The 5337-nt window shown below is 43.0% G+C and carries 3 protein-coding genes; 2 read left to right on the top strand and 1 reads right to left on the bottom strand.

What is annotated here, in order from left to right; all coding sequences use genetic code 11:
* Positions 1 to 690: 690 nt before the first annotated feature.
* Both lpdA and H626_RS0110240 read left to right on the top strand, forming a co-directional pair.
* On the top strand, positions 691 to 2100 hold the full coding sequence (gene lpdA / locus H626_RS0110250) for a dihydrolipoyl dehydrogenase (protein WP_027109278.1): 1410 nt from the start codon (positions 691 to 693) through the stop codon (positions 2098 to 2100).
* Positions 2101 to 2311: 211 nt separating this feature from the next.
* Positions 2312 to 2920: a DUF1819 family protein gene (locus tag H626_RS0110240; protein WP_027109276.1), complete on the top strand. Its 609-nt coding sequence runs from the start codon at positions 2312 to 2314 to the stop codon at positions 2918 to 2920.
* Between the two features lie 1150 nt (positions 2921 to 4070).
* Here H626_RS0110240 and H626_RS11130 read toward each other — a convergent pair.
* Complete coding sequence (locus H626_RS11130; RefSeq protein WP_051237947.1) at positions 4071 to 5012, bottom strand: nuclease-related domain-containing protein; 942 nt, start codon at positions 5010 to 5012, stop codon at positions 4071 to 4073.
* Between the last annotated feature and the right edge of the window lie 325 nt (positions 5013 to 5337).

Here is a 5337-nt window from a genome sequence, read left to right as displayed (position 1 = left end):
TCACCGCAATTATCCTTCAAAAGTGTCCAGCACCAAGCTGAAACGCGACACTCAGCTAGCAATTTTTCTGTAAAGTCCAGAAATGAGGGGCGGGGGCACATCTAGAAATAACTAGGTGATAAAAAGGGGTTGTGTATTCTCTTTTTTGTATAGAAATAGTGGGTCTTTGTGATGAAGTTACTTTTGGCAATTAGTTTTTTGTGAAGTTAGCAGGATAGAAGTCGATCCGGAAACTTTCTGCTGCTATTTTTGTGAAGTTGACCGTCTATTGTCGATTCAGGCAACTGGGTTGTGCAGTCGGGCACAATACAGGCGAAATTCTTACGGGATTGTAATTTTGACTACAAATTTGAGTGAAATCAGTGGAAATAATACTGTCAGGTCAACCTATTTCTCTCCACTGGAAGAAGCGGGAAACACTCTGATTTTTTTAAAAAAAAGGAAAAGATGCTTGCTTTTTATTTTAGTTTGTGTAAAATTTAATTTTGCGAGTCTTATTTTTTGTCTGCAGAATTAAAGTGAAGTATACTAAGTAAGGCTTATTTCTTGAGATAATCGCAAAAGGTAGTATGCTTATACTTGAAGTGGGCATATAAGATAGAGCAGAGAGTTCGTGAAGGGTGTAACGTCCTTTTATAGCAAAGTACTGTCTGTCTGAAAATAAAAATGAAAATGAAGGAGTTTTTATTTATGTCAAACCAATCTTCGCACAAAGAAACGATCGTAATCGGAGCCGGACCTGCAGGGTATAGTGCAGCTATTCGTGCTTCCCAATTAGGCCAAAAAGTCACAGTCATTGAAAAAACGTATATTGGCGGAACGTGCCTGAATGTGGGCTGTATTCCTTCTAAAGCATTGATCACGGCAGCACACCGGTTTCACAATGCCCAGTCTTCTGAGGTGTTCGGCGTGAAAAGTGGCGCGGTTTCCATTGACTTGGATGCCATGCAAAAATGGAAAAATGAAGAAGTTGTGGCAAAATTAACGAATGGTGTCCGTGGATTGTTGAAGAAAAACAAAGTGGAGATCATTGAAGGGAAAGCTACGTTTAAAAACAATAAAACACTTCAAGTGGATACGGAAAAAGAAACGATGGAATTGACATTTGATCAGATCATTCTGGCGACGGGAACAACGATGGCTTCTTTGGAAGAAATTCCTTTTGGAGACCGTGTATTGAGTACGACAGATGCGTTAAATGTGACGGAAGTACCTGAATCGATCACGGTTGTGGGTGGAGGCGGTTATATTGGGTCTCAACTGGCAGCTGCATTTAGTAACTTGGGTTCGAAAGTAACGATTCTTGAAAAAGAAGACCGGATCTTATCGTTCTTTGATAAAGACATGGCGGATTTGGTGCACAAGAAGTATACGAAAAAGGGAATAGACATTGTCACTGGCGTTACGACGAAAAAGGTGGAAACGTCTGATACTGACACGACCATTACCTATGAAAAAGACGGGAAAGAATTGACCGTTCATTCATCCGTAGCGTTGGTCACGGTCGGTCGGATCCCGGTCGTCACTACTTTGGGATTGGATCAAACAGAAGTGGAATTGGATGCAGAAGGAAGAGTGAAAGTGAACGATCATCTACAGACAACTGTTGAAGGGATCTATGCTATTGGAGATATCGTGCCGGGAACAATGTTGGCAGATGAGGGAATGTATCATGGGAAATTGGTTGCTGAATCGATTGCTCAGGGGAATAAGAATGTCGTCGCCAAAAAAGTCGTGCCGAAATCGATTTATACGGAACCGGAGTTGGCTACTGTGGGTATGTCGGCAGATGAAGCGAAAAAAGCAGGCAAACGCTACAAGGCAAGTAAATTTCCTTTAGCCGCTAATGGGCGTGCGTTATCCTTGAATGAAGCGGAAGGTTTTGTACGGTTGATCACGGATGAAGAAGCCGGTGGGCAAATTGTCGGGGCTCAATTAGCTGGTCCGAGTTCAGCAGATTTGAGTTGTCTGCTTGCTTTATCGATCGAGTCCGGTCAGGTCGCCGAAGATGTTGCTTTGACTATTCAAGGCCACCCGTCTATCGGAGAGGCTATCATGGATGCGGCAGAGCTAGCAATGGGTATGCCGATCCACATGTAAGGAAAATGAAAAGAATAATGAGGGAGGCCTGGATGCTGATCCAGGCCTTTTTTCCGTCTAAAGGCTGTTCTGGATGGGTGCCGGTCAAAAGGTCGGGTATCGAAAAGTGTTTATCTGTAGTTTGTTCGGAATTCATTTTTATGGTGCATGTTCCATCGGTCAATAAATGGTATACTGATAGTAGACAATTCAACGAAATGAGTGAGTATCCATGACAGAAAATAATTACTTGACCACGTTAAACACCCGACCGTTTTTGTATGAGGAAACAAAAATCGTAGCTAGACTTCTTCATCAAGGGAAAACCTATGAAGAGATACTGAAAAAAATTCTGGATGAAAACCTTTTTCAGTTAAACAGTCCGGACCGAGCTATGCGATTTTTCAGTGAGATACAAAAACGATTGGAAGAGTTGGATGTTTATTTATTCAACCAGTTTTTAGTGACAAATGAGCACACTAGCAAAGCTATCTTGTTCTATGCCTTGCTCAAAAAAGATCGGTTGCTGTTCGAGTGGATGCGGGTAGTCGTCTGGGACAAGTTCCTGGTGTTGGACTGGCATCTTAGTAAAAAAGAAACAGAAGCTTTCTTTGAAAAGAAATCCCGAGAAAGTCGGACGATTCAGAGCTGGACTTCGGAGACGAAACGGTTGCTGATGGATGCTTATCACCGTGTCTTGAACGATGTCGATATGGCCAAGACCGATGGTGACGAAATCCAGTTGCAGAGATTGGACATCGATCCAGTCATCCGGCAGTACTTGATCGATCGGAAAGAAAATGAGATAGTGAAAGTTGTTTTAGGGGAACTGGTCGGCTAAGAAGATCAGGAGTCTCTGGTTCAACTGAGTGAGCATGTGGTATTTAATAGAGAGAGTGAAATGAAAGAATGCAGAAAAACTTCTGGTGCTCAACAAGAGTGCCAGAAGTTTTTTTCGTATTCAATGGAACGCAAAAAGACCCGATTGGAAGGGAATGGAGACACTGGGGAAGGTAGAAGATGAGTGAGTGTCGGTAAAGGGATCGGATCGCGACACTTCAAAGCGGAAACCAAATCCAGTGTCGGGATCGATGGCGTATCGCGACAGTAATCGCAAGTTGGACCGCTGAGTGTCTAGCAAGCGGTCTGATGTGGACACTGAGCTGAATCATGCGCGAGAAGTGTCTGTCATCCCAGTCAATTGCGACACTCAGCTACCGCATTAGCCTGTAAAGACCCGAATGGAAGGGAATAGAGACACTGGAGAAGGTAGAAGCTGAGTGAGTGTCGGTAAAGGGATCGAATCGCGACACTTCAAAGCGAAAACCAAATCCAGTGTCGGGATCGATGGCGTATCGCGACAGTAATCGCAAAGGGAACCGCTGAGTGTCTAGCAAGCAGTCTGATGTGGACACTGAGATAAATCATGCGCGAGAAAAGTCGGGCATCCCAGTCAATTGCGACACTCAGCTACCGCATTAGCGTGTAAAGACCCGAATGGAAGGGAATGGAGACACTGGAGAGGGTAGAAGCTGAGTGAGTGTCGGTAAAGGGATTGAATCGCGACACTTCAAAGCGAAAACCAAATCCAGTGTCGGGATCGATGGCGTATCGCGACAGTAATCGCAAAGGGAACCGCTGAGTGTCTAGCAAGCAGTCTGATGTGGACACTGAGATAAATCATGCGCGAGAAAAGTCGGGCATCCCAGTCAATTGCGACACTCAGCTACCGCATTAGCCTGTAAAGACCCGAATGGAAGGGAATAGAGACACTGGAGAAGGTAGAAGATGAGTGAGTGTCGGTAAAGGGATCGAATCGCGACACTTCAAAACGGAAACCGAGACCAGTGTCGGAATCGATGACGAATCGCGACACTTCAAAACGAAAACCAAATCCAGTGTCGGGATTAGATAGGATATTATTCAAAAAAAAGAAATGAGGTCTCTCATTTCTTCTAATCTATAGATTTGTTGAAACTGAATAAAGAAATTTAAGCATGTAGAGGCCGGACATAAATTGTAGCTTTCCCCTGACCTTCTTTCAGATAAGTTTTTCCTAAATACCGTTGAATTCTCTTTGAAGAACAACAGCCACCAGTCCATTTATCAAATAAAGAAAACGTGAGCGGCTTTTGTGAAAATAAAAATTCATATTCAGTGCAGGCTTGCTCAAACAGCTTCTTTATCGAATGGTTGCTGGAGCAATGCGGGCAGGTCAGCTGACGTTGATGATGCGTTTTTGCTGTGAAAATTTCTTGACAGGTGGGACAGCGGAGTCCTTTTTTTACTGTTTCAAATGTGTAATCCGGCAGGGAGTTGTGTGTCTGAAAATTCTGGCTGATCATATTATGTTTAGCGATCAGCCGTTTTGCTAAAGCATCGCTGCGGGAATCGACGGATCGATGAGAAGGATTTTCGAGCTCGTTTAGATGGGAGCCGATTTCTGACGCGAATAGTAAAATAGGGTTCATGGGAGCATGGTAAAGAATGAAACTCGGATTGACAAAAACTAATTTTGCTTGGATAGGCAAATGACAATTCCAATTCCTTAATAAAATTTCAAGTTTGGATTTACATTTTTCGAGCTGTGCTTGAGGATTGTCAATGGCATATTCGGGTAAACGAAACCATTTGTCATCCTTGCAATAGTATTTGTTCGTATAATTTTTGATTTCGTAGAGGTAGACTTGCTCATTCGTCAATATAAGTGTATCGATTTGAAAGTGTGAATGGTTAAGTTCGAGGTGCAAATCTTGAAGGACAAGACAAGATTCATTCAGTTTATTAGTCAACTGGTCGAATTGTTTTTCGCCAGCAAAACCTTTTTGAAGAGCCGTAAGGTAGTTTTTATGCTCGAGTTTCAATTCGATTCGATTAGTGAGATATTCTAGTGCGAGAAGTTGGTTAGGTTTTGTACGTGATTTCAGTAGCATATATAGTTTCCTCCCTTTGACGCCTTTGTTATATATAAGGAAAAAAGGGAGAAAAAATTTTTTTATTTTGAGCTGAGTGTCCAGAAAAAGGTCTGATGTGGACATTGAGATGAATCATGCGCGAGAAGTGTCGGGTATTGGCGCTGATCGCGACACTCAGCTACCGCGTTAGCGTGTAAAGACCCGAATGGAAGGAAATGGAGACACTGGAGAAGGTAGAAGATGAGTGAGTGTCGGTAAAGGGATCGAATCGCGACACTTCAAAACGAAAACCAATCCCAGTGTCGGAATCGATGACGAATCGCGACACTAATCGAAAGTTAGA

The sequence above is a fragment of the Lacticigenium naphthae DSM 19658 genome, from assembly GCF_000425865.1.
Lineage (GTDB): Bacteria > Bacillota > Bacilli > Lactobacillales > Carnobacteriaceae_A > Lacticigenium > Lacticigenium naphthae.
Note: the sequence above shows the minus strand (reverse complement) of the source record. Positions and strands in the feature narration are given on the sequence as shown.